The 22,703-nt window shown below is 43.4% G+C and carries 14 protein-coding genes; 11 read left to right on the plus strand and 3 right to left on the minus strand.

Annotated features, from left to right (window positions below; translation table 11 throughout):
• The first annotated feature begins 19 nt into the window (after positions 1 to 19).
• The 4 genes from ASL11_RS20795 to ASL11_RS20810 all read left to right on the plus strand — a co-directional run bounded on the left by ASL11_RS20795 (position 20) and on the right by ASL11_RS20810 (position 4,470).
• Positions 20 to 1,699 carry a hypothetical protein gene (locus tag ASL11_RS20795; RefSeq protein ID WP_056619081.1) on the plus strand — a complete coding sequence of 560 codons (1,680 nt, stop codon included), beginning with the start codon at positions 20 to 22 and terminating at the stop codon, positions 1,697 to 1,699.
• An 87-nt stretch (positions 1,700 to 1,786) separates the two neighbouring features.
• Entirely contained in the window at positions 1,787 to 2,737 is a 951-nt protein-coding gene (locus ASL11_RS20800) for an ABC transporter permease (RefSeq protein WP_056619083.1), read from the plus strand.
• A gap of 2 nt (positions 2,738 to 2,739) precedes the next feature.
• On the plus strand, positions 2,740 to 3,651 hold the full coding sequence (locus ASL11_RS20805) for a carbohydrate ABC transporter permease (protein ID WP_235550526.1): 912 nt from the start codon (positions 2,740 to 2,742) through the stop codon (positions 3,649 to 3,651).
• A gap of 15 nt (positions 3,652 to 3,666) precedes the next feature.
• Complete coding sequence (locus tag ASL11_RS20810; RefSeq protein ID WP_056619086.1) at positions 3,667 to 4,470, plus strand: polysaccharide deacetylase family protein; 804 nt, start codon at positions 3,667 to 3,669, stop codon at positions 4,468 to 4,470.
• 78 nt (positions 4,471 to 4,548) lie between these two features.
• Here the strand turns inward: ASL11_RS20810 and ASL11_RS20815 are convergent, their stop codons facing one another.
• From ASL11_RS20815 to ASL11_RS20825, 3 genes are all read right to left on the minus strand, one after another.
• Positions 4,549 to 5,388: a carbohydrate ABC transporter permease gene (locus tag ASL11_RS20815; protein ID WP_056619089.1), complete on the minus strand. Its 840-nt coding sequence runs from the start codon at positions 5,386 to 5,388 to the stop codon at positions 4,549 to 4,551.
• A gap of 11 nt (positions 5,389 to 5,399) precedes the next feature.
• Positions 5,400 to 6,338, minus strand: a complete 939-nt coding sequence (locus tag ASL11_RS20820) for a carbohydrate ABC transporter permease (protein WP_056619091.1) — start codon at positions 6,336 to 6,338, stop codon at positions 5,400 to 5,402.
• An 88-nt stretch (positions 6,339 to 6,426) separates the two neighbouring features.
• The gene (locus ASL11_RS20825) at positions 6,427 to 7,785 is read right to left on the minus strand and encodes an ABC transporter substrate-binding protein (RefSeq protein WP_056619093.1); all 1,359 of its coding nucleotides are present in this window, start codon (positions 7,783 to 7,785) and stop codon (positions 6,427 to 6,429) included.
• 177 nt (positions 7,786 to 7,962) lie between these two features.
• Here ASL11_RS20825 and ASL11_RS20830 point away from each other — a divergent pair, with 177 nt between their 5' ends.
• The 7 genes from ASL11_RS20830 (at position 7,963) to ASL11_RS20860 (ending at position 22,611) form a co-directional block, all read left to right on the plus strand.
• Positions 7,963 to 9,762: a sensor histidine kinase gene (locus ASL11_RS20830; protein ID WP_056619096.1), complete on the plus strand. Its 1,800-nt coding sequence runs from the start codon at positions 7,963 to 7,965 to the stop codon at positions 9,760 to 9,762.
• Positions 9,743 to 11,362, plus strand: a complete 1,620-nt coding sequence (locus tag ASL11_RS20835; RefSeq protein ID WP_056619098.1) for a helix-turn-helix domain-containing protein — start codon at positions 9,743 to 9,745, stop codon at positions 11,360 to 11,362. Before ASL11_RS20830 ends, ASL11_RS20835 begins: the two co-directional genes overlap by 20 nt.
• A gap of 45 nt (positions 11,363 to 11,407) precedes the next feature.
• The gene (locus ASL11_RS20840; RefSeq protein ID WP_056619101.1) at positions 11,408 to 13,732 is read left to right on the plus strand and encodes a helix-turn-helix domain-containing protein; all 2,325 of its coding nucleotides are present in this window, start codon (positions 11,408 to 11,410) and stop codon (positions 13,730 to 13,732) included.
• 180 nt (positions 13,733 to 13,912) lie between these two features.
• Entirely contained in the window at positions 13,913 to 14,887 is a 975-nt protein-coding gene (locus tag ASL11_RS20845; RefSeq protein ID WP_082595637.1) for an ABC transporter permease, read from the plus strand.
• 3 nt (positions 14,888 to 14,890) lie between these two features.
• A complete protein-coding gene (locus tag ASL11_RS20850) occupies positions 14,891 to 15,781 on the plus strand; it encodes a carbohydrate ABC transporter permease (RefSeq protein ID WP_056619104.1) in 891 nt (296 codons plus the stop codon).
• Between the two features lie 56 nt (positions 15,782 to 15,837).
• Positions 15,838 to 17,433, plus strand: a complete 1,596-nt coding sequence (locus tag ASL11_RS20855) for an extracellular solute-binding protein (protein ID WP_056619106.1) — start codon at positions 15,838 to 15,840, stop codon at positions 17,431 to 17,433.
• Between the two features lie 99 nt (positions 17,434 to 17,532).
• Positions 17,533 to 22,611, plus strand: a complete 5,079-nt coding sequence (locus ASL11_RS20860) for a CBM96 family carbohydrate-binding protein (RefSeq protein ID WP_056619109.1) — start codon at positions 17,533 to 17,535, stop codon at positions 22,609 to 22,611.
• Positions 22,612 to 22,703: the final 92 nt, after the last annotated feature.

Raw genomic sequence — 22,703 nt, forward strand, 5'->3', positions numbered from 1 at the left:
TAAGAGTAGGGGGATGAATATGAAAAGTAAAACAGTAAGCGTTACCTCACTAAGCTTGGCCGTGGTCTTGATGGCATCGGGATGCTCGGGGGGAAAAACAACGAGCGAGCCGAACGTTACCGGTGCATCAGACAAGCCTGCCGAAACCACAAAAACGCTGGAAATCAGTTGGGTTGGCCAAGGGGCAAGAGGTAAGATTGAAGACAACAACCAGGTTCAACAAATGATTGAAAAGAAATTCAATGTGAAATTGAAGAATCGAAAACTGGACGTAAACAACAAGGAACAAAAAAATCTGATGGTAGCTTCGGGGGAGTTGCCTGATATCGCCTTCATGGATGCACCGGATAAGCTATATTCGGATGCTGTCACTCGGAGCATATCCAAGGAAATGATCATGAAATACGCACCTAATTACGCAAAAGTGTTAAGCGATCAGCCGACGGGGTGGAAAGTGAATCAGGTCCCAGGCAAGAATGGTGAATATTATGCCCTTACGGGTTATAAACAAGATTGGGATAATCTCACATGGGGTCAGGTTTATCGTTTGGATTGGATGGAAAAACTCGGATTTAAGCCTAAAGGGGAAATCGTACCCGTGGGTACTTCCGGTGGTGCCGAAAGAGTTTTCTTCTCAAAGCAAGCGTTTACTCTCGATGAAGAGCAGAAAATGTTCGAAGCTTTTGCCAATAATGATCCTGATGGGAACGGTAAAAAGGATACGTATGGTTTGCTTCTGAATAATAGCGATGCATCTTGGGCTTTAAATACGGAAGCTGGGGCGTTTGGCTTTGGTTGGGATTATAATCTGGAGGACAATGGGAAAGTGGTTGGTTATGCGATCAGCCAAAACTATAAAGAGTTTCTGACATATATGGCTTCTCTAAATAAAAAGGGGTATATCGATCCGGAATTCACCACATTAAACCGTGCTAAAAGCTGGGAAAAGTTTGCTGCTGGGAAATACGGTGCTGCGCAGGTACAGGTTCAAGCGGCAGGCATGGTGCCCTTTACGTTCAATCGCCCGCCTGGAAATCTCGTTTTGAAGGATCCCAATGCAAGATTTCTTTTTACCCCGCCGCCAATCGGTTCTAAAGGTCAGCAGGGTTCAGCCGCATATACGCCTGTAGATGGATTTGGCTACGCGATGGTCATCAAAAAGGATGTCTCGGATGAAAAGTTAGCTCGTATTCTCCAGATCTTTGACTATATTAATTTGGACAAAGATGGGCTCATGCTCTCAGCGTTCGGTGAAGAAGGAAAAGATTATTCGTGGGAAGCTGAGCCCTATAAGTCAGCTGTCATTCCTAAACAGGCAGCAGAAGCTGATCGTGAAAAAGATGGTATAGGTTACTACAGTTTGCCGATCCAATTAGGGAATGTCAATGCGTACTATAGTAATGCTGCCGTTTCCAAATTGACAGATCTGTATTTTGGTGCCGAAGCAGGCAGGAAAATTGCTTATCGTCCCTTCAAGTGGGATTATTTCAATCAAACGAAATACAATGAGTTGAATACCAAATACGCTGCAAAATTAAAAACAATAACGGATGAATTCTTGTTTAAGTCCATTACAGGTGAGCTGAATGTCGATTCTGCTTGGGATGCTTACGTGAAAAATTGGCGCAGCAGTGGTGGAGATGAACTTCTATCCGAACTGGAAAAAGCGCCTAAGGTCGCCGATCTCCGTAAGAAGTAATTCTAAATATAGATAAACAGATAAGTTAGGAACATGGGAGATTTGTCGTTGACAAATCTCCCCACTTTTTAGAAAGGCGGAGGAAGCATGGCTATCTCAGTTGAGGCATCACACATTAAAACGCAATCTACCCGAGCACTCAAGTGGAAAAAAGTAAAAAAAATGAAAATGTTGTACGTTCTTTTGCTTCTGCCTGTCATACATCTTGCTGTCTTTCATTATGCGCCGATGTATGGTGTGATCATTGCTTTTAAGGACTTTAAAGCCGGGCTTGGCATTTGGGACAGCCCTTGGAATAATTTTGAACACTTTAAGAATATGTTTCATGATTTCGTATTTATAAGAGCACTACGCAATACGATCATTATCAGCGTTCTGCGATTGGTGGTTGGCTTTACATTCCCGATCATTTTTGCCCTGCTTATCAATGAAATCATGCACAAGACATTCAAGAGAACCGTACAAAGCATTTCGTATTTACCGCACTTTATGTCCTGGGTCATTATTGCCAGCATGGTTGTTGAGGTCTTGTCCCCACAGCGGGGAGTTATCAATTATATCATTTCGTTATTTGGCGGAAATCCGATCAACTTTCTATCAAGTAAAGCTTATTTTGTCCCACTTCTGCTTATTTCCGATGCCTGGAAGGAAGTAGGCTGGGCATCGATACTCTATTTGGCCTCGATATCCTCGATTTCACCGGAAATCTATGAAGCGGCAGAATCAGACGGTGCTAACCGTTTTCACAAGATGATTTATATTACATTGCCTTCGCTTATACCTGTAATTACAATTTTATTTTTACTTCGTTTAGGTCATATATTATCTGGCGGGTTTGATCAAATCCTTAATTTGTATAGTCCGTTAGTCTATGAAGTTGGGGATATTATTGATACCTATGTCTACCGCACGGGTCTCGTCGAATTTAGATTAGATTATTCCGCAGCAGTCGGATTGTTCAAAAACCTGGTGGGGGTTGTTCTGCTCGTCACGGTGAATCAGATAGTGCGCAAATTCAACGACTATGGGGTGTGGTGAAAATGAGGCAAGTGCAGCAAAGAACAGGCGGAATCGGCGTCAGACTCCAACCCGGCTGGTGGTTTGTTGGTTTAAACAGCATGTTTATGGTTATTTTTTCATTGGTAATTCTCTATCCGTTTTGGCAGGTGGTGGTGCTATCCTTCTCAGACGGAAGAGAAGCAACTACACTCGGTTTCCACTTTTGGCCGAGTACCTGGTCTTTTGAAGCCTATAGGTTTTTGCTCTCTTCTGGGGAGATCGTTCGGCCCTACATGAACTCGATTTTACGTACCGCCTTAGGGACTGTATTGGAGGTTTTATTTACCATCCTGGCCGCTTATCCGCTTGCTAAGAAAGAACTGCCATTTCGCGGGGGGATTACCACTTATTTCATCATCCCAATGTTTTTCAGCGGAGGGTTAATTCCGACTTATCTGATCATTCGCAGTTTGGGACTGCTGGACAATTTTCTAGTTCTCATTATTCCCGGGGCTGTAGCCATATTCAGCATCATCATTATGCGGAACTATTTTATGTCACTGGATACAGCTATTGAAGAATCCGCTGTTATCGACGGTGCGGGTTATTTGACACTCTTGTTTAGAATTATTTTGCCGGTGTCAACTCCTGTACTGGCAACTATAGCACTTTGGGCCGCCGTTGAGCATTGGAATGCATGGTTTGATGCCATGATTTATATTCGCAACCGCAATTTGACGGTTATCCAAGTAATTATGCGTGAAATGCTAGCATCTGTAAGCGAACAAAGCAATGATTTGATGTTCAATAATAATGCGCAGCAAGCGCAGCTTGCGATGAGCAATGTTCGTTCTGGGATTGCGCTGCTTTCGATAGGGCCGATCATATTGATATATCCATGGATGCAAAAATATTTCATTAAGGGAGCTATGATAGGTTCCGTAAAAGGTTGAATTTGGAGGGATTGTATGCGTATTCGTTTTGACCTGTTTCCTGGTGGAAAGTGCAAAGCTCTGACGCTAAGTTATGATGATGGGCGGGAATTCGACCGGAGAATGGTTAGCATCTTAAATCATTACGGCATCCGGGGGACGTTTCACTTGAATTCCGGCTTCTTGGGAAAGCCAGGGTATTTGGAACGTTCGGAAGTGAAAGGATTATTTGGCGGGCATGAGGTGTCAGCTCATACAGTCAGCCATCCGTTTTTGAATTTATCACCAAAGGAACGAATTGCCGATGAGATCTTGCAGGATCGTCGGGAGTTGGAGCAGCTTGCCGAATATCCAGTAAAGGGGGTTTCTTACCCTCACGGCGCTTGGAACAAGGAGGTTGTGGCGCTGCTTCCTGCACTGGGAGTGGAGTATGCGCGAACTACGATCAATCATGGAAGCTTTGATATGCCGGAGGAGTGGTTGCTGTGGTCTCCAACCTGCCACCATCGCGATATGCTGGAATACGGCCAAAAGTTTATTGATGATCGACCGCGTCATTCTCGAATGTCTCTGCTATATGTATGGGGTCACAGTTATGAATTTAATAACAATCAAAACTGGGAGCAGCTTGAGCGATTTGGTGAATTGATCGGTCGGCATCCCGATATATGGTATGCGACCAATATTGAAATCGTCCTTTACGTCAAAGCATTGCACCAATTACGGTTTGCTGTTTCAGGGGAACTGGTTCATAATCCTTCTGCCTTGTCCGTGTGGTTTAGCTTCGAAGGAAAAGCCATTGAAATAAAGCCTGGAGAAACTAAAAGACTATTTGTGTGAAATAGATGTTTGTGATAGAAACTTTGAAACGAGTGTTAAAGGTTACAAGCCTTCTTAACACTCGTTATTGTGTAGAAATTATCCTTTAACACTTCCGGCGGTTAAACCTTCAATGAGAAATTTCTGAATGATAGCAAAGATCAGAATAATTGGAAGAATGATAATTACACCACTGGCCAGAATGCCTCCCCAATTGGTCGAACCCATGCTTTCCATCACCTCAGCGATGCCAACCTGGACAGTTTTCGCAGCAAGGGAGTTCGTTAAAATAAGTGAGTATTGGTAATCGTTCCAACCAAGAATAAAGGAATAGAGGCTAATGGCGACTAACCCGGGCAAAGCAAGGGGAATCACAACAACAAACAATGTTTTTAGTTTCGATGCGCCATCCATGTAGGCCGCTTCTTCCAAATCGATCGGGATTGTTTTGAAAAAACCGCTCATGATCCAGACGCCAACAGGAATTGTCATCGTACAATAAATCATGACAAGTATTGTTTTGGTATTCAAAAGCGACATCGAGGATGCAAACTTATACCATGGAATCATAATCATTGGTCCTTGAATCATCTGCGCCAATACGAGCAGTACGAATATGAATTTAATCCCTGGGACTTTATATCTGGCTAAACCATAACCGCTGATACAAGCTATCAAACCCGTTATCAGCGCGGTAATCGCACATGTGATCAGAGAGTTGGACAACAGTTTTCCAAGCTGGATCCCTTTTTTTCCTAGAGCCCATGTATAACTATCCAAAGTAAAAGGTGATACCCACCAAGTCGGTTTAGAGGCAAATATGGCTTCGTCGCTCTTGAATGAAGTATCCAAAAGCCAGAGAAAAGGTACTAAGGTAAAAACTAATAATAGAAACAAAATCGTGTATTTCCATATTCTCATCAAGTAAGTTTCTCTCATGTTCTCGCCCCTTAACTATTATCTTTACCAAACAATCTTGCATAAACAAATACCATAATCAACACAATCAGCATCGATAAAGTTCCAATAGCAGCGCCTTTACCTAAATCCAAATAAACGAATGCATGGGTGTATAAATAGGTCGGCAAAATACTGGTTGTATAACCCGGTCCACCATTGGTCAATGCCCAGATCATTTCGAACTTCGTCCAAGAAGCGATGAGTGAAACCATACCAGTGACATACATGATGGGTCTTAACGAAGGTAGTGTGACATAAAGAAATCTCTGCCAATTGGTCGCCCCGTCAATTTCTGCTGCTTCCTTCATTTCACTGGATATTCCCTGCAGTGCGGATAGCAGCATTAATGTAACATAGGGGAACCCTTTCCAAGTAGAAGTGAGCAGCAATGATGGCCACACCCAAAATTCGTTCCCAAGCCAAACGATGTTGTCTTGAAGCAGATGCAGGAGCTTTAAATAGTAATTGAGCAACCCATATTGTCCGTCATAAATCCATTTCCAAATGATGCCGATTACAACAACAGGAGAAACCCATGGAACCATAACTAACCCACGCCAAAGGCCCCTGAGGCGAAGCTTCTGATTTAGGATAAGTGCAGCTGGAACTGCTATAAGAAATTGGAGCAATGTTGAACCAATAACCCAAACAAGGCTATTTCTAAGAATAAACCAGAAATGATCATCATCCATAATCAACTCTTTATAGTTGTTCAAGCCCGTAAACTGCGTGCCACCGCCATGAAGCAGTGAGTATTTGAAGAAGCTGAGACGAAGCGTATCGAACAACGGATAAAATTGAAACAAGGCCACATATAATACGACTGGCGCAAGCAGCAAATATCCGAAAGCATACCGTTTGATAAGGGAACGGTTATGTTTATTTCTTAACGCAATAGAAGAAGCAGGTTGTTTGATTGGCGTGTCCATAGGTGAACTACCTCCTTTATAAGAGTAAAAAAAACGGGGAACAGCGACTTTAACTTCCTGTCGGTTCCCCGATGCATGCTTACAAACGTTATTTGAACTTATCTTTTATTTTATTGATCCCATCTTTGATAGCCGTGTACGTTTCTTCCGTACTCGTTTTTCCCGTGAGAAGCTTCGTCATATTATCTTGCACAAGCGTCTCGATCTCAGGTTGCCCTACGATGGTAGCCATGGGTACACCATTGTTGACAAGAATTTGGTTAAAGTCTTGTAAAATTCGCTTGTGACCATCAATGGCTTTTGGGTAAACTTTTTCGGCCTTCTTAACGATCTCATCCAAATTTGCAGTTTTCATAGCAGTGACGTTTACTACAGCTGCTTCTGACGTATTAAACTCGGAAGAGGACCACTCTTCGATTAGCTTCCATGCAACATCTTTATTTTTGCTGCCTTTGAACATGCCTACTCCAACGCTCGATACCGGTGCTTGTGCCTTGTCCCCGGAAGGTCCTTTCGGATAAGGAATCGCTCTGGTTACCTTTATGATGTCCGGATTGATGCTGTACACATTAGCAGAAAAGTAGGTTCCTGCAGCAACCATGCCCACTTCTCCGTTACTAAATGATCGCCACATTTCCGGATAGCCCCAAGTGAAATGTGCCTTAGGCTCAAAAGCTTCTAGTTTTTTGAAGTGATCCAGTGTCTCGATATATTTTTTCTTTGATGCTTCCGATGTATCGCTGAGCAGAAGCCCATTGCTATATGCGGCGGTGAAAGGAACTCTGAAAGCAAACCGAGCTACGCCCATTGGATATCCAAAGCCGTACTTATCACCCTTGGTCATGAGTTGTGCTGCCTTTTCCACGCTTTCCCAAGTTTTTAATTCTTCAACTTTCATGCCGGCTTCGTTCAACATTTTTTCATTTACCATTAAGGTAAACGAGTTGGCAAGATTCGGAACGGAATAAATTTTATCTCCTCTGGACGCATATTCCAGTGTGCCTGGGAGAAAATCATCTTTTTTCAATGCTGCGCCTTTTTTATTCAAATAAGGAGATATATCCTCCAACCCGTCCAACTGCACAAGGCTGGTGACATCTTGGGTCATCGTCATATCCGGATAATCGGCGGATGATAGCATTATAGGCAGCTTCTTCTCCATATCCTGCCAGGATAAGAACATGTACTCAATGTTGACGTTTGGATACTTTTCTTTCATTTTTGTTTTAAATTGATCGGCTAACTCTTTTTCTGCTTCTGATGTCCCCGGATAGACGAAACGTATATCCGCTTTCACGGTTTTCCAGTCGATTTCTTTCGTTGATGCTGCCGGAGTTGTGTTCGATGCACTCTTTTCCTCTTTGTTAGAACTACAGCCTGTCAACGCTACACTTGCCAGTACTACGAGGCTGATTAGGATCGTTGCAGGCTTTTTTAACTGTTTCATGTTTACCCCTCCTTGATGATTTGGATACAAATTTATCGTAAATGTTCTCGAAATTTATTACAATGTGACGATTTTAAGGATTAGTGGACTTATTCAAGCAAGTGGGGAAAGGCTATACCTTAGACGTTTGCAAAGCTTTATAATGCAAGTAATTAACATAAGTGAGGAGAGAGCAGGATGCTTCAATTCAAAACATTGCAAACCAAAATGCTTGTTTCCTTCATTTTGCTCGTGCTTATTCCCGTCATTGGCCTTGGCAGCTTTTCATACTACATAGCAACCCGTTTTTTGGAGAAACAGACGATGCAGAATCAAGTGCAAATCATCCGGCTTATTGCCGACAATATTAAGCATATGCTGGATGATGCCACCGACCTCTCTTCCTTTATTGTGGGGAACGAAACCATTCAATCGATGCTAAGCCAAACTGCTCCTTCGTATATTGGAGATCCACAAAAGACAATTTTCAATTATTTATCTAATTTAAAACAAGCTAAAAAGTATATATCATTTATTGTTTTGTATGGTGAAAATGATTTTATCTTTAAGGATTTCTCAGAGTTTTTCAGGCAGGTGGTACCCTATGAAGAATTTAAAGAATCCCCATTATATATGGCTACGGCTGCGCGTAACGGCCAGTCTCACTTGGATTATTCGGGCTCTTCTCTGTTTATATACGCACATAATTACAATGATATCGTACTAGGCAGACGTATTTTAAGTTTGTATGATGCAGACAAAAAGTTGGGGATGTTTTTTCTTGGAATTAATAGAGATGCCATAAGAGATGCCATCCAAGATGTGCAGATCAGTCGGACGACCAATCTGCTTCTCTTCGACGACAATTATCGACTCGTTGCAAGTAAGTTGGATGATAAAGAAATGAGCAAGCATTTTAAAGACAATGTGAACGGAATTAAAAAACTGCTTCAGCCCAATCAAACCTGGATCTATGAAATAGGAAATAAAAAATATTTAGCTGCGAACACGTCTATTGAGATATATCGATGGCATATTGTGAGCCTTACTCCGATGGAAGACATCCAAAAGCCATATAGCATTGTGCTCAGCAGCACGATCATATTGTCGTTCTCACTCCTGCTAGTTGCGATTGTGATGTCTATATTGCTTTCTAAAGGCATTACACTGCCTATTAAGAAATTGCTTCGGTCTATGAACAATTTTAAACGAGGGGACTTTAATCAAAAGGTCCCTGTGGAGTCGAAAGATGAAATCGGGCTGCTCACGCAAAAGTATAATGAAATGGTCTCCCAATTGAATGAACTAATTCAGAAAGTTTATATCAGTCAAACGAATCAGAAAATGATTGAATTGAAAACACTTCAAGCACAGATTGAGCCACATTTCCTGTACAATACGTTGGATTACATTTTCTTTAGTTCAAAAATCAACGGAGATAACCAAACGGCTAAAGTCGTTCAATCGTTGAGCGAATTGTTCCGGCTTTCGCTGAATAAGGGTGAAGATTACTACAAAATAGAAAATGAAATGAATCAAATCAAAGCCTATATCAATATTCAACATGCACGTTTTCCTAGTCGATTCACTCCCATTTTTCATATCGATTCCACCATTGGCCATTTTATTACGTTGAAGCTTCTTCTCCAACCTATTGTGGAAAATGCCATCCTACACGCGTTCGAACCGCCTACAGATCGCCAAGGAGTACTATTAATTCGTTCTTATGTTCAAGAAAGTGATATTGTTTGGATCGTTCAAGACAATGGTAATGGAATGAATCCGGATCAGGTGGAACAACTGTTATACATACCAGTACGAAGTAAAGGCGGTTATGGCCTGCGAAATGTGAACGAACGGTTGCAGATGATGTTTGGTCCTGAATATGCCCTGCAAATCAACAGTACTCCTGATATCGGCACCACTGTGATTGTAAGAATTCCAATCATCGAAAATGAAACAGAATGGGGGAAACTATATGAAAGTCATGGTCATTGATGATGAAGCGATTGTTATAAAAGGATTGAGTATGTTAATTCCATGGGGGGAATACGGCTTCGAATGGCTTCCGCCGGCTGAAAATGGGAGGAAGGCTTTGGAGCAAATGGCATGCATAATGCCCCATTTGATTATAGTGGATTGTCAAATGCCAATCATGGGTGGCGTGGAATTGCTTACAGAAATTCGCAATCGGAAATGGTCAATGAAATCCATCATTCTCAGCGGCCACGATGAATTTGACTATGTCAGACAAGCGCTTCAGCTTGGAGCTTCGGATTACCTTCTTAAGCCGCCGGACACAGATATGATGTTAGAAGTGCTCATTAAAATAAAAAAAGAATGGGAGGAAGAAAACCAACGCAACCACCAACTACAGGAAAATATGCCTCTAATCCGTGACAGGTTTTTAAGAAGCTTACTGGAAGGAGCTCGACTCAACGAGAAGTTGTTTATGGAGAAAACTGCTTACCTGAAGGTTCCATTGACCGTGGAGCCTTTCCGAATAGTCCTGCTGCAAATCGAGCAGGATCCCGAAACCCTCAGAAATTATAATTATGAAGATCAACAACTGATGAATTTCGCTATCCAGAATATTGCTGAGGAAACGTTGCAACGATGGGAAAATAAATGCATGTTTCTGAAGAAATCGGGACAGTTTGTGATGATTATTAATATGTCATTTGCTATGGAGGAACTTCGCCGTGACCTGCAGCATTTGGTGATAAATATAAAGCAAACATTAAAATACTTTGTTACCGTCGGGATCTCAGCCCATAACGAACAATTGGTTCTCGAAGGGAAGATGGCCTATGAACAGGCTCAAATGGCCTTGGAATATAAATATTACACTGGACCGAACGAAGTCATTTTTATTGATGACTTAGACTGGGAAATGTCAAAGAGCAAGAGAAAGAACGATGGACGGGAGTCTTTAATAACTGAAGCGTCTACAGCTGAAGAAATATCAACTGCTTATGAACGGCTGCGAATGGCACTTAAGATAGGCAATCTTCAGGAATTAGAGGATTGGATGCACTCATTTTTCAAAGAACTGCAAGAGAAGGAGATTACAATTCCATTAACGAAAACGGAAAGTCTGCAAGCCATGATTTATGGCGCCAGCGTTATTTCCGAATTGCATCCCAAGATGCAATTGGATCATCTATTGACGGCTGAGCAAATTCAATACGTTGTAGCCGCTGCTACCTTGCAGGAACTTAGTCAAATCTGCAAAACGTTTCTTCGTCATTTGCTCAAGTTAACCGTTGATTTGCGAAAATCCGGCAAGAATAACGTTGTGGAAGCTGCTAAAACGATGCTAGAAACCAAATATGCAAGTAACCTTTCTTTGGATACCATTGCCAAAGAAGTTTTTGTATCGCCAGTCTATCTAAGCTTTTTGTTTAAACAAGTCGAAGGCATAAATTTAACTGACTATGTAACCCAGGTTAGGATGGATAAAGCTAAGGAACTGCTGCTCGGCTCTAATCTCAAAACCTATGAAATCGCCAATCAAGTAGGGTACCAAGACGAAAAATATTTTAGTCGGCTTTTCAAGAAGAAGATCGGGATGACTCCTACTGAATTCCGTCAATAAGACTAGCGATATAATGCGAGTGATTGTAATAGAGAGGGGTAGTCTATGAGATTTAGCATTTCAGGAAAGGTTATGTTTGTTTACAGTTTGGTTTTCATAACGATAATTTTTTTATCTTTTTGGGTGTCTTATACGGGTACCGTAGGACGATTGGAGCAGGATCTGAAGAATACTCATGTTGCTTTGCTGAAGCAAATTGATGATAAAATCGCGATCGTGTTTCGTCAAACGGAGAAAGATTTGCTCAATATGTCGCAGGAGTTAGAGTATGTATATTTTATGTATGACAGTTATGATGATGCAGCTCAGAAATATGCGAATTTTTTTGGATTATCAAACAAACTGAAAACGGTTGTGCACACGAATGAACTGTTTGCTTCAATATTCCTTTATTCTGAGGTAAGTGGCGATATTCTGACTGATAAAACGTATATGAAGAGAAGTGACTCGGAAGACAGCTGGTTAGCTACTTATATCAAAATGAAAGGGCATTCAAAATGGCTGACTACTCATAAAGTATGGGATGGCGAAAAAGAACAGGATGTCGTCACGCTGATTCGTTCCTATCCATCGATCAGCAGCCCTGAATATCGAAAGGGACTTGTTGCCATCAATATCAGTGAAGATGTTCTTTATCGGATGATCAAGGATGTGTATGAAGGAGACCAGGGCGGACATACCTTCATTATTGATGATCAAGCAAACATAGTAACTCATGATGACGCAACGCAATTATATAAGAACTTGACACACATTCCCTATATTCAGCAGATTCTGAGCCATAACGGGAGCGGATATTTCACAGTGAAAATGGAGGGGATTGAGCAATCGATATTTTATACGGCCTCTACATATACGGGGTGGCGAATTGTCAGCGTTATTCCCAAATCTAACGTATATCAGCCTTTGGAGTCTATACGGAATCTAATGATTGCGTTTGCCATCGGTATGGTTCTTTTAGCTTTAAGTGTGCTTTTTTACGTAAACCGTCGGACCTTTAAGCCCTTGGATCGATTAGCCGGGAAAATGTCAGGAGCGTTCAAGCCAGTCCATCCTGAAGATGAGCCGATGAGAAGTGCTGTTGGGCTGGGTTACCTTGAAACGGTATTCGACCAAATGTTTGTAGATCGTGAACAACTAGAGAAGCAGGTCCGGGATTCCAAACCATTATTGAAATGGAGAATCATCTTGGACATGCTGTCCGGCTATAGAACGGAGTATACATCCGTGCGCCATATCCTGGAATTTACTGCAATTAACTTGTTTTCTGAATGGTTTGTCGTGTGTACAGCCGAGATCGGTAAGGAGGGCGGCGTTAGCCCGAAAGATGAAACCTTGTATACGTATGCGTTATGCAACGTTGCGGAAGAGTTGATGAATATGGAAAATTCGGGGGTTGCAGTTGATTTAGGAGCGGGTTTCGCCGCCATCGTTTTTAGCTTTGCAGAAGGTGATATGGAACAAAACCATCTGCGTGCATTGGCCGTCCTCGAGTTGGTTTTGGATGTCATGAAGAGGCAATTCGGGCTTCAGGTGACCATTGGTGTAGGAAGATGCTATCAGGATATGAAGGATATCCCGATATCGTACGAAGAGTCGCAAAAAGCCCTGCAATACAAAATGGTCATCGGCAGTCATTCGGTCATTTCTATAGAAGATTTGCTGGGGCATGATAATCAGGACTATTATCGCATGATAAAGATGACGGATCGAATTGTAGAAGCGTTAAAGCAGACAGAAAGCGAGAAATTAGAGGGATATATAACGGAATTGTTTCAAGAAGCGGTAAATGGCAGCTTATCTCCCGATTTGATAAGGCAGCTCTCCTACGATTTGATTATGAAATCATTGCAGGTCGTTGCTTCGATCGGCATAAATATGGAGGAATCGCTTGAAGAGATGGGGAATCTCCACCAACGGATTCATCAATGCAACAATTGGCAGGATATGCAGCAGATCGTCAAAACTGTACTTGAAGGATTAGCGGGTAAAATTGAAGGGAAACGCAGTCAACGGGGAAGCAATAAGACAATTGACAGGTTGTTGCTTTACATTCGAGAACATTATCGTGAGAGTGAATTTTCCCTCGAGTTGCTGTCCGAAAAATTTCAATTAAATCCGTCATATATAAGCAAGCTGTTCAAAGAATATACGGAGAAAAACTTCATTGATTATTTGATTGAGATCCGGATCAATGCTTCCAAGGAGCTGCTCGTTGTTAAGAACCGCAAGATTAACGATATCGCAGAATGGGTTGGGTATACAAATACACGCAGCTACCTTCGGGCTTTCAAAAAATATACGGGCATGACGCCCACCGAATATCGGGAGTGGGTGCTCGGATTTGAAGCGAATTCTGGGTCTGAGTAAGCTTTAATGAGCAAAAAACCAAGATAAAGGTACCACCCTAAAGAAATGTAACCAGGCAATATACAAAAAAAGGCACATACCTCATAACACGTCTATTTCCTTCTCTTGTCAGCCCTCCTACAATCAAACTGTAACCGAACGAAAGGTTTGGGAAAAGACTTAACGAGAGGGTGAAACGATATGAAGGCTAGACTCCCGGCAACAGAATTGCGGACCGGGAAGCAAAGGGTTGAAGCGAGAACGTTTTGGCAATCGATTTGGAGAAGGATGATGCAGGATAAACATTTGTATATGATGCTCCTGCCCGTGATCAGCTTTTATCTGCTGTTCAAATTCGCTCCAATGATCGGAGAAATCATTGCTTTTAAGAATTATAGGTTCGCAGATGGTGTATTCGGAAGCCAGTGGGTTGGACTTAAGCATTTTCAAATGATTTTTGCCAGCCCTGACTTTTGGCGGATATTACGAAACACACTCGTACTTAACTTGTACAGTCTCGTTTTTGGATTTCCAATTCCGGTTGTCCTTGCTCTTCTGCTCAATGAAGTCCGCAGGAAATGGTACAAGAGTATTGTACAGAATATGTTATACGTCCCCCATTTCATGTCATGGGCAGTGCTGGGCGGAATTGTGGTTGCCGTGTTGTCACCAAGCACGGGAGTTGTGAATATGGTCCTCAAGAAAATATCCGGTGGGGAATCCGTCTATTTCATGGCTGATTCGTTCTGGTGGCCGCTTATCTATACGTTATCGAGCACTTGGAGGGAAGCAGGGTGGGGAACGATTCTGTATATGGCAGCAATGGCCTCGATCGATCCGCAGCTTTATGATGCAGCGAAGATGGATGGTGCCAACAAGCTTCGCCAAATATGGCACATTACATTACCCGGTATTCGCAGTACAATTGCCGTTCTGCTTATTCTTAGAATGGGTCAAATGATGGATGTAGGATTGGAACAAACGCTCGTTCTACAAAACAATTCCGTACTTGATGTTGCAGATGTAATTAGCACCTATGTATATAGGGTAGGTTTACAGAATATGAGCTACAGCTATACAACGGCGATCGGACTGTTTCAATCGGCCATCGGCTTGATCCTGATCGTTGGCGTTAACCGGATGATTCGAATGACCGGGGAACGGGGGCTATGGTAAGCAATGGATATAACCAGCAAAGGGATTCTAACTCGATTGGCAAGTATAAGTATGTACCTCATTCTCGGCTCAATTTCATTAATGACCTTGTTCCCGTTCTGGTACGAAATTGTGGCATCCTTCAGCAGCAGCAGGGCGATTAATTCCGGTGAAGTTTTCTTATGGCCGATCGAGTTTAATATAGTCGCCTATGAACGTTTGTTTGACGATGGTCAGTTATTCGTAGCCATGCGCAACACGGTTGTTGTCACGTTAGTTGGAACGGTGCTTAATATGATTATGACGATTCTGGCAGCCTATCCGCTTTCTAGACGGAGACTTCTTGGTCGAAACGCGCTGCTAATGATGATCACGATTACGATGATATTTGTCGCCGGCATTATTCCCAACTTTATCCTCATCAAAATGCTGGGGTTAATGAACTCCTATTGGGCCGTCTGGCTGCCTGGATTGATCAGTACCTACAACATGTTTGTGATGAAAACATTCATGGAAGGTCTGCCGGAAGAAATTGAAGAGTCTGCAGCGATGGATGGCGCTGGTGATTGGCGAATATTAATACAGATTTTTATCCCGCTCTGCAAGCCTATTTTGGCTGCATTATCTTTGTTCTATGCCGTTAATTGGTGGAACAGCTACTTTAACGTGATGCTCTATATCACAAAGTCGACCAAATTGACTGTTATGGTGAAGCTGTATCAGATGGTTAACAAGGTGGACGAGAATTTATTAAACAATATTGGAGGAAATGATGCCGTGGAACGAATTTTGCTTACTCCGGAAGCAATTAAAGCAGCGGCTGTTGTCATAGCCGTGTTGCCGATCCTGTGCGTATATCCATTCCTCCAGAAATATTTTGTCAAAGGTGTTTTGATCGGATCGGTCAAAGGTTGATATCCAGAGCGAACTTGCTCTTGATATAAATATTATACATGTAAGGGGATGAAAGAATGAGCAAGTTGAAACAAGCGGGCAAAGTTATTCTCGCTATTAGCATGTCTTTAACAATGCTTGCCGCATGTAGTTCCAAGGATACTTCTTCGGTACAGTCTTCAGTTTCACCCGGCTCCACCACCGTTCCAAGCACGGGACCTAAGAAGGAAATCAGCATATCGATGTTTGATCGCGGTGCAGTGCCGACGGAGGAAGGTACTTATGAAAACAACCGGTGGACAAAGTGGATCAACGAGAAATCTCCTGTAAATGTCAAATGGGTTCCCGTTACCAGGAGCCAGGCGCAGCCCAAATTGAACGCCTTGATCGCTTCCGGTGAAGCACCTGATTTGATCTGGGAATATGATCGAAATTACATCAGCCAGTTGGCCAATCAAGGCGTAATTCAGCCGATCGGCGATTATATCAACAAATACAGCACGACGTATAAAGCTTATCTGGAGAAGCACCCGGAGCTTAAACCTTATCTGAACGTCAACGGTCAAACGTATGCGGTTTCGTTCGCGCGAGATACGGTCGCCAATCACGGCATGTGGATTCGTCAGGACTGGCTGGATAAGCTAGGTCTAAAGGCTCCGTCTACGGCAGAGGAATTTCTTGATGTTGCTCGCAAATTTAGAGACGGTGATCCAGACGGTAACGGCAAATCGGACACGGTACCGATTTCATTAAGTGGTAGCGGTGTCAGTATTTTGCGAGCTTTATTTTTCACCCAGGAAAATCAGTGGTATGTGGAAGGTGGTAAGCTGGAATACGGCAGGCTCCTTGACCGTTATGCGGATTCGCTTGCATTCCAGAAGCAGCTCTTTGACGAAGGGCTTATCGACAAAGAATATATTACAGACACTAATTTTCAGCGATCAAGCCAGTTGTTGACAACCGGTAAAGCAGGCATATATTTGGGCCAATGGGGTGCGGGGAGTATGGATAACACCTATCGCGATTTGCTGAAAAATGTGCCAGATGCGAAATTGACTCCGCTTGAATCGGTCAGTACCAAGTTTGGCAAGGACGGCTTATATCAGGAAGCACCACCGAGCGTATTTACGGTATTTAACAGCAAGATGAAGGAAGACCAGATCAAATCAGCCATACAATTTATAGACTGGATGCTGCTGGAGGGATGGGTACCTCTCAAGTACGGGGAGGAGAACGTACATTATAAAACAGTTGATGGCGTTCGGCAGACAATTAATCAGGACAAATTTGTCAAGGAAGTCAGTTATGCTGGCGAATACGCGCTCATGATCGATTCGATGATGACACCTAAATTAATCGTAGACATGGCGGCGAAAGATGAGATATCTCAGAACTATGCCAAGTTGAAGGCGAAATCGCTCGAATTGACGATGAAGAATACATACCGGAGGGATATACCGTACAGCCCAGATATTCCTGAACTAACCCAGTTGATCTCAACGTTCTCACCGATCGCTGTTCAGATTGAAACGAAAGTGGTTACCGGTGGGAAGTCCTTAACAGCCCAGGATGGACTGAATGACCTCCGCAAAGAATGGAAGCGCCTCGGAGGAGATAACGTAGATAAACAGATTCAGGATTGGTATCAGAAGAACAAGAACAATTTTAAATAACAATCTGTACCGAAATTGGCAAGTACTTTTTCCGGATATCCATCATGTCCGGGGAAAGCGCTTGGCAACTATTTTTAAAAAATAATATGAGGTGAGTGAATGGTAAAAAAGATGCAATTGAAAATAACGAGTATGGTTTTAGCCTTTTCAATGACAGCTGCTTTGCTCCAAGGTTTTGTTGCTCCGCTTGTTCCCTATGCAAGCGATAAAATGTCTGCTTTAGCTGCGGTATCTAATCCGGTTATCTCACAATTAAATCCGAGTGAAGACACCTATGTCAGAAATGGAGGGAATGCGAATACGAACTTTGGATCCTCTACAACACTAGGTGTAAAGAGTTTTGATGCAGATATTAATATTAACCGACAAGCTTTCATGAAATATGATTTAAGCTCTTTTGCAGGTGAGATTGGATCGGCCAAGTTAAAGATATATGCCATTGACACTGAGAATTCAACGATCGGCGTTCAATTGTTTGGCATGGAAGACGACGCATGGAAAGGAAACACGGTAACTTGGAATACCAAGCCGATTCCCGAACATTATATAACCAATATCAATGTTGGCAAAACAGCGAGCTGGTACGAAATTGATGTGACGGCATTTGTGAAGCGGCAGAAAGCGTTGGATCAGACAGCCAGCTTCGCGTTCTTAGAGCAAGCTGCACAAGGTCATGCTGTGAACATCAATAGTTTGGAGAATACGGAGAACCGTCCATATTTGGAGATTTCTGCTGATCGAGTAAATGCAAGCGCTCCCACGTGGTCGTCTGGGGGATCCGTCAACATTTCTAATGTAAGCGCAACAGGCTTGCAATTGAACTGGTCGGCGGCTACAGACCCGGCAGGCGTGGCAAACTATACGATTTATCAAAACGGAAATGTCATCGGGATGGTTGGGGGATCGGCAACTTCGTACACGGTGACAGGATTGCAGGTCGGACAGAAGGTTACGTTCAAGGTTGAAGGCGGTAATGCCCTGAATCAATGGAGTAACGACGGGCCCTATGTGACCGTAACGTTGCCCAACCCGAAACAGACGGTTATTTTGCCACTCGAGGACTCCTATGTCCGGGGCGGAGGGAACGCGAATGATAACTATGGAACAGCTGCGTTGCTAGGTGTGAAGAATTTTGATGCAGACGCCAATTTAAACCGGCAAACGTATATGAAGTATGATTTGAATTATTATGCCAGCGAGATTGGGTCGGCCAAATTAAAGATCTATGCCATTGATACCGAGAATTCGACAATTGGTGTCCAAGTATTTGGTATGGAGGACGATTCATGGAAAGCAAACACGGTAACTTGGAATACGAAGCCAGCTATCGATACTTACATCGCCAATATAGATGTAGGCAAAACAGCGGGCTGGTATGAAATCGATGTAACAGCTTTTGTGAAAAGGCAAAAGGCGTTGGATCAGACAATCAGTTTCGCATTCTTGGAGCAAGCTGCACAAGGTCATGCTGTGCAAATTAACAGCATGGAAAACACGTTGAACCGGCCGTATCTGGAACTTTCCACAGATCGAGTAAATGCGAACGCTCCCAATTGGCCGTCCGGAGGAAGCCTCACCGTTTCGAATTCCAACGAAACGGGCTTGCAATTAAACTGGTCGGCTGCGGCGGACCCTGTTGGCGTAACTGGTTATAAAATCTATCAAAACGGAATCCTCCTGGGGACGGTTGCCGGTACTGTAAGCTCTTATACGGTTACGGGGCTGCAAATCGATCAAAAGTACACGTTTAAGGTTGAGGCCGTGAACGGCTTGAATCAATGGAGCACGGATGGACCCTTTATTACAAAGATGTTGCCATCCACCAGTCTGGTACAGCTTCGTCCGGGCAATGTGTTTATTAATAATGAAGCTATTCAGTTTAAGGTAATAACCACAAGACCAAACGTATACTGGGCAGTCTATGATTATCAAGGAGCTGCGGTTTCCGATGGGATCAGTCCGGTTGTACAGGGCGAGGCCGTTTTGACCGTTCCTTTTACAACGTTCGGTTATTTCACTTTACAAATTAAGGTCCAATCGAATATCAGCGATCCCATTTCCATCAAAACTCCGTTTGCCGTGCTTTCTCCCTTAGATCAATCGGGTCATGAGAATTCTCCGTTCGGGATGGCTACCCATCTGCACCGTATCCCGCCGGCAGATGCTGCTAATATGATAAAAATGATGAAATATGCCGGAATTGATATGGTTAGGGACGGCAGAGAATGGAACAGTATTGAAAAGCAAAAGGGTTCATACATCTTTTCTCCTTCACCTGATGATTACATGGCGAAGTTGAATGATGATCATTTTGATTTCACGTTTGTTTCCGGGTTCAATAACCCGTTTTACGATAACAATAGTACCCCCTATACCGATGCGGGCCGTGAAGGATTCGCCAATTATGTGAAAGCGTACGCGGATCGTTACGAGGGCCAGCTTGATGCCGTCGAGGTTTTCAACGAATTCAACGGAAGCTTCGGGGACAGAGGAAACGGTCCGGCAGATTCCAAACCGGAAAACTATTTTCCATTGTTGAAAAAAACGTATGAAACAGTCAAGGCTGCGCATCCTGACATGCCTGTCGTGGGCATGGTCATGGCTATCGACTTGAATTGGATGGAAAAAGTATTCCAGCTTGGGGGTATGCAATATTTGGATGTCATTTCCGTTCATCCATATGTATATCCGGGTGAACCTGAGCGGTTGGAAAGTCAAATTAAAGGCTTACAGGACTTGATTCGGACCTACAATAATGGGCAGCTGAAACCGATCTGGATATCCGAGACAGGCTGGCCGACGCAACTGGACAGTCGCGGAGTGGATGAGCAGAAGCAGGCGGACTACCTGATTCGTGGTTACGTCGTTTCAATCGCAAACGGTATTGATAAAATCATGTGGTATGATTTTATGAACGATGGTGTTCAGCTTAATTATAACGAAGATAATTTCGGCATTATCCGTAATCCGAATGATAAACTGGGCGCTTACACGCCTAAGCCTGCCTACGCGGCTTATGCGACCATGTCAAGAGCACTTGGCGGTGCACAGTTCGTAAGTAAGGATTCCACGGATACTGACATCCGAAGTTACGTTTTTGAAAAGGACGGTGAACAAATAAGAGCTTTGTGGGCAGTAGGTTCGTCGGTTCCGGCTGTTATTCATACCTCCAACTCGATCCAAATCACGGATATGATGGGAAATACAGAAACTTACGTTCCCTATAATGGGAATGTGTATGTGACTTTAAACGATGAGCCGTTTTTTATAAAAGGGCATATCTCCGGAGTCGAAAAGGATTCCACGTTCTCCCTGCATGGAGATCCCGCTCGGGTCGGTGATCCGATCAAGCTGACATTGGAAACCAATAATACAACATTTGCACCATACTCATTTAACTTGAAGGTTGAAGGCGAGTCATATCCGGTATTTGCCGAGGGTGGTCATAAGGTTACCCAAATGCTGACTGTCTCGAATATGAATGAACCCGGAAACCGCTTGGTTAAGGGTTTCTTGATGAAAGGGAATGACAAGATTGGCATGATAAGGAGCGCGGTTACAGCTCTCCAGTCCTATGAAGTCAAGGTTCGTCCCATTTTTGCCGACGTAAATACGATGAGCAAAACGCTTCAAATTCAGATCAACAATCTTTCTACGACCAAAGGATTACAAGTTAAAAAAGTTGAATGGAAGTTCGGTACGCAATCGGGAACGAAGGAATTACATGCTGTGGTTCAGTCCAGTTCCGCAGATGTATTTGATATTCCGCTTACCGGTTACGGTCTAGGGGTAACCAATGCGCTTAAAGTCACGGTCTACTTTGATGAATTCGATCTGTTCACTTATGAAGGAACGGCTGAATTCAACCCCATTATGCAAGGGACGGTAAACGTTGGCGGAGGGCTCGATCCAGAAACGGCAGCCGCTTCCTCCACAATCGACCTGTCCAAGGGTACGGTCAAGATGACGGGTTATCAAGGCGCAAATGATTTAAGCGGGAAATTTTGGCTTAATTTCGATTCGAATCGTCTGTATATCACAGCAAGGGTCAAAGATAACACCATGTCTGCGCCCTTTACCGGAGCGGACGTCTATAAAAATGACAGCTTTCAATTCGCAATTTCGAACGGACTCCCGGGAGAGAGTCTCAGTTGGTATGAATACGGGATTTCCCAAACACCAAACGGTATGCAAATTTATCGCTGGATTACACCTCCGGGAGTAAGTAAAGGTTTGGTGACAAATGGCGATCTTGTCGTGACAAGAGATGAAAATCAGCACGAGACAATTTACGAGTTGGCGCTTCCTTGGTCGGAATTAACGCCGATCAAAGCGGAAAGGAACGGGGTCATCAGCTTCTCTTTATTGGTTAATGACAATGATGGTAACGGCAGGAAAGGTTGGATCGAGTGGGGAGGCGGGATCGGCGACGGCAAATTGTCCAATAAATTCCGTTCCATGCAGTGGATCGTAACGGATAATACACCGCCGAGTACGGTTGCTGCTCTTGTCGGAACGAAGCATAACGATTGGTATGTATCTGATGTCAAAGTTAGCCTGAACGCTACGGATGCTCGGACCGGTGTGACAGAGTCCGTGTATAGTTTGAATGGCGGTGCCACATGGCAGCCATACACGCAGGAACTTAATTTTGCTGAAGATGGAGCACACACGTTGTTATATCGCTCAACCGATGGTGTAGGAAATGTAGAGCAAGCCAAGTCGGTTACATTCAAGGTTGATCAGACTTCCCCGATTGTACAAATTTCCGGTGTTGGCACGTTTACAGTTGATCAGAACGTGAAGATAGCATGTGTGGCTGCGGATAGTGTGTCGGGCGTTGTGTACAGCAATTGCAACGGGCTATTAGTTGATAGTCCTGCCTATATGCTGGGCGTGGGCACACACCAGGTATCAGCCTCTGCAGAGGATGCGGCAGGCCACATTACAATCGAAACATCCAGCTACACGATTCAAGTGACAAAGGATAGCCTAAAGATATTAACGCAGCGCTTCGTAACCGGAGCAGGATCGAATGGAGTGATCAATTCGCTTGTCAAAAAGCTGGAACATTCGCAGTATGGCGCTTATGTGAACGAGATATCGGCGCAAAAAGGAAAACGGATTCCGAACGAGTTGGCAGACATCCTAATTGAGTTTGCCCACGCGCTAGAATGATGGCCTGCCCCGGATAGAAAGCAATTCTGCCCGGGGCTTTCCTTATACATGGCGATCCAAACTTTATTTCCAAATTGAATGGAGGGATTTTT

This window comes from Paenibacillus sp. Soil750, assembly GCF_001428045.1.
GTDB classification, from domain to species: Bacteria; Bacillota; Bacilli; order Paenibacillales; family NBRC-103111; genus Paenibacillus_E; species Paenibacillus_E allorhizoplanae.

What these genes read in the sequence shown, in the direction of transcription:
- ASL11_RS20795 (WP_056619081.1), top strand. Translation starts at nt 20, where the DNA reads ATGAAAAGTAAAACAGTAAGCGTTACCTCACTAAGCTTGGCCGTGGTC.
- ASL11_RS20800 (WP_056619083.1), top strand. Translation starts at nt 1,787, where the DNA reads ATGGCTATCTCAGTTGAGGCATCACACATTAAAACGCAATCTACCCGA.
- ASL11_RS20805 (WP_235550526.1), top strand. Translation starts at nt 2,740, where the DNA reads ATGAGGCAAGTGCAGCAAAGAACAGGCGGAATCGGCGTCAGACTCCAA.
- ASL11_RS20810 (WP_056619086.1), top strand. Translation starts at nt 3,667, where the DNA reads ATGCGTATTCGTTTTGACCTGTTTCCTGGTGGAAAGTGCAAAGCTCTG.
- ASL11_RS20815 (WP_056619089.1), bottom strand. Translation starts at nt 5,388, where the DNA reads ATGAGAGAAACTTACTTGATGAGAATATGGAAATACACGATTTTGTTT.
- ASL11_RS20820 (WP_056619091.1), bottom strand. Translation starts at nt 6,338, where the DNA reads ATGGACACGCCAATCAAACAACCTGCTTCTTCTATTGCGTTAAGAAAT.
- ASL11_RS20825 (WP_056619093.1), bottom strand. Translation starts at nt 7,785, where the DNA reads ATGAAACAGTTAAAAAAGCCTGCAACGATCCTAATCAGCCTCGTAGTA.
- ASL11_RS20830 (WP_056619096.1), top strand. Translation starts at nt 7,963, where the DNA reads ATGCTTCAATTCAAAACATTGCAAACCAAAATGCTTGTTTCCTTCATT.
- ASL11_RS20835 (WP_056619098.1), top strand. Translation starts at nt 9,743, where the DNA reads ATGAAAGTCATGGTCATTGATGATGAAGCGATTGTTATAAAAGGATTG.
- ASL11_RS20840 (WP_056619101.1), top strand. Translation starts at nt 11,408, where the DNA reads ATGAGATTTAGCATTTCAGGAAAGGTTATGTTTGTTTACAGTTTGGTT.
- ASL11_RS20845 (WP_082595637.1), top strand. Translation starts at nt 13,913, where the DNA reads ATGAAGGCTAGACTCCCGGCAACAGAATTGCGGACCGGGAAGCAAAGG.
- ASL11_RS20850 (WP_056619104.1), top strand. Translation starts at nt 14,891, where the DNA reads ATGGATATAACCAGCAAAGGGATTCTAACTCGATTGGCAAGTATAAGT.
- ASL11_RS20855 (WP_056619106.1), top strand. Translation starts at nt 15,838, where the DNA reads ATGAGCAAGTTGAAACAAGCGGGCAAAGTTATTCTCGCTATTAGCATG.
- ASL11_RS20860 (WP_056619109.1), top strand. Translation starts at nt 17,533, where the DNA reads ATGGTAAAAAAGATGCAATTGAAAATAACGAGTATGGTTTTAGCCTTT.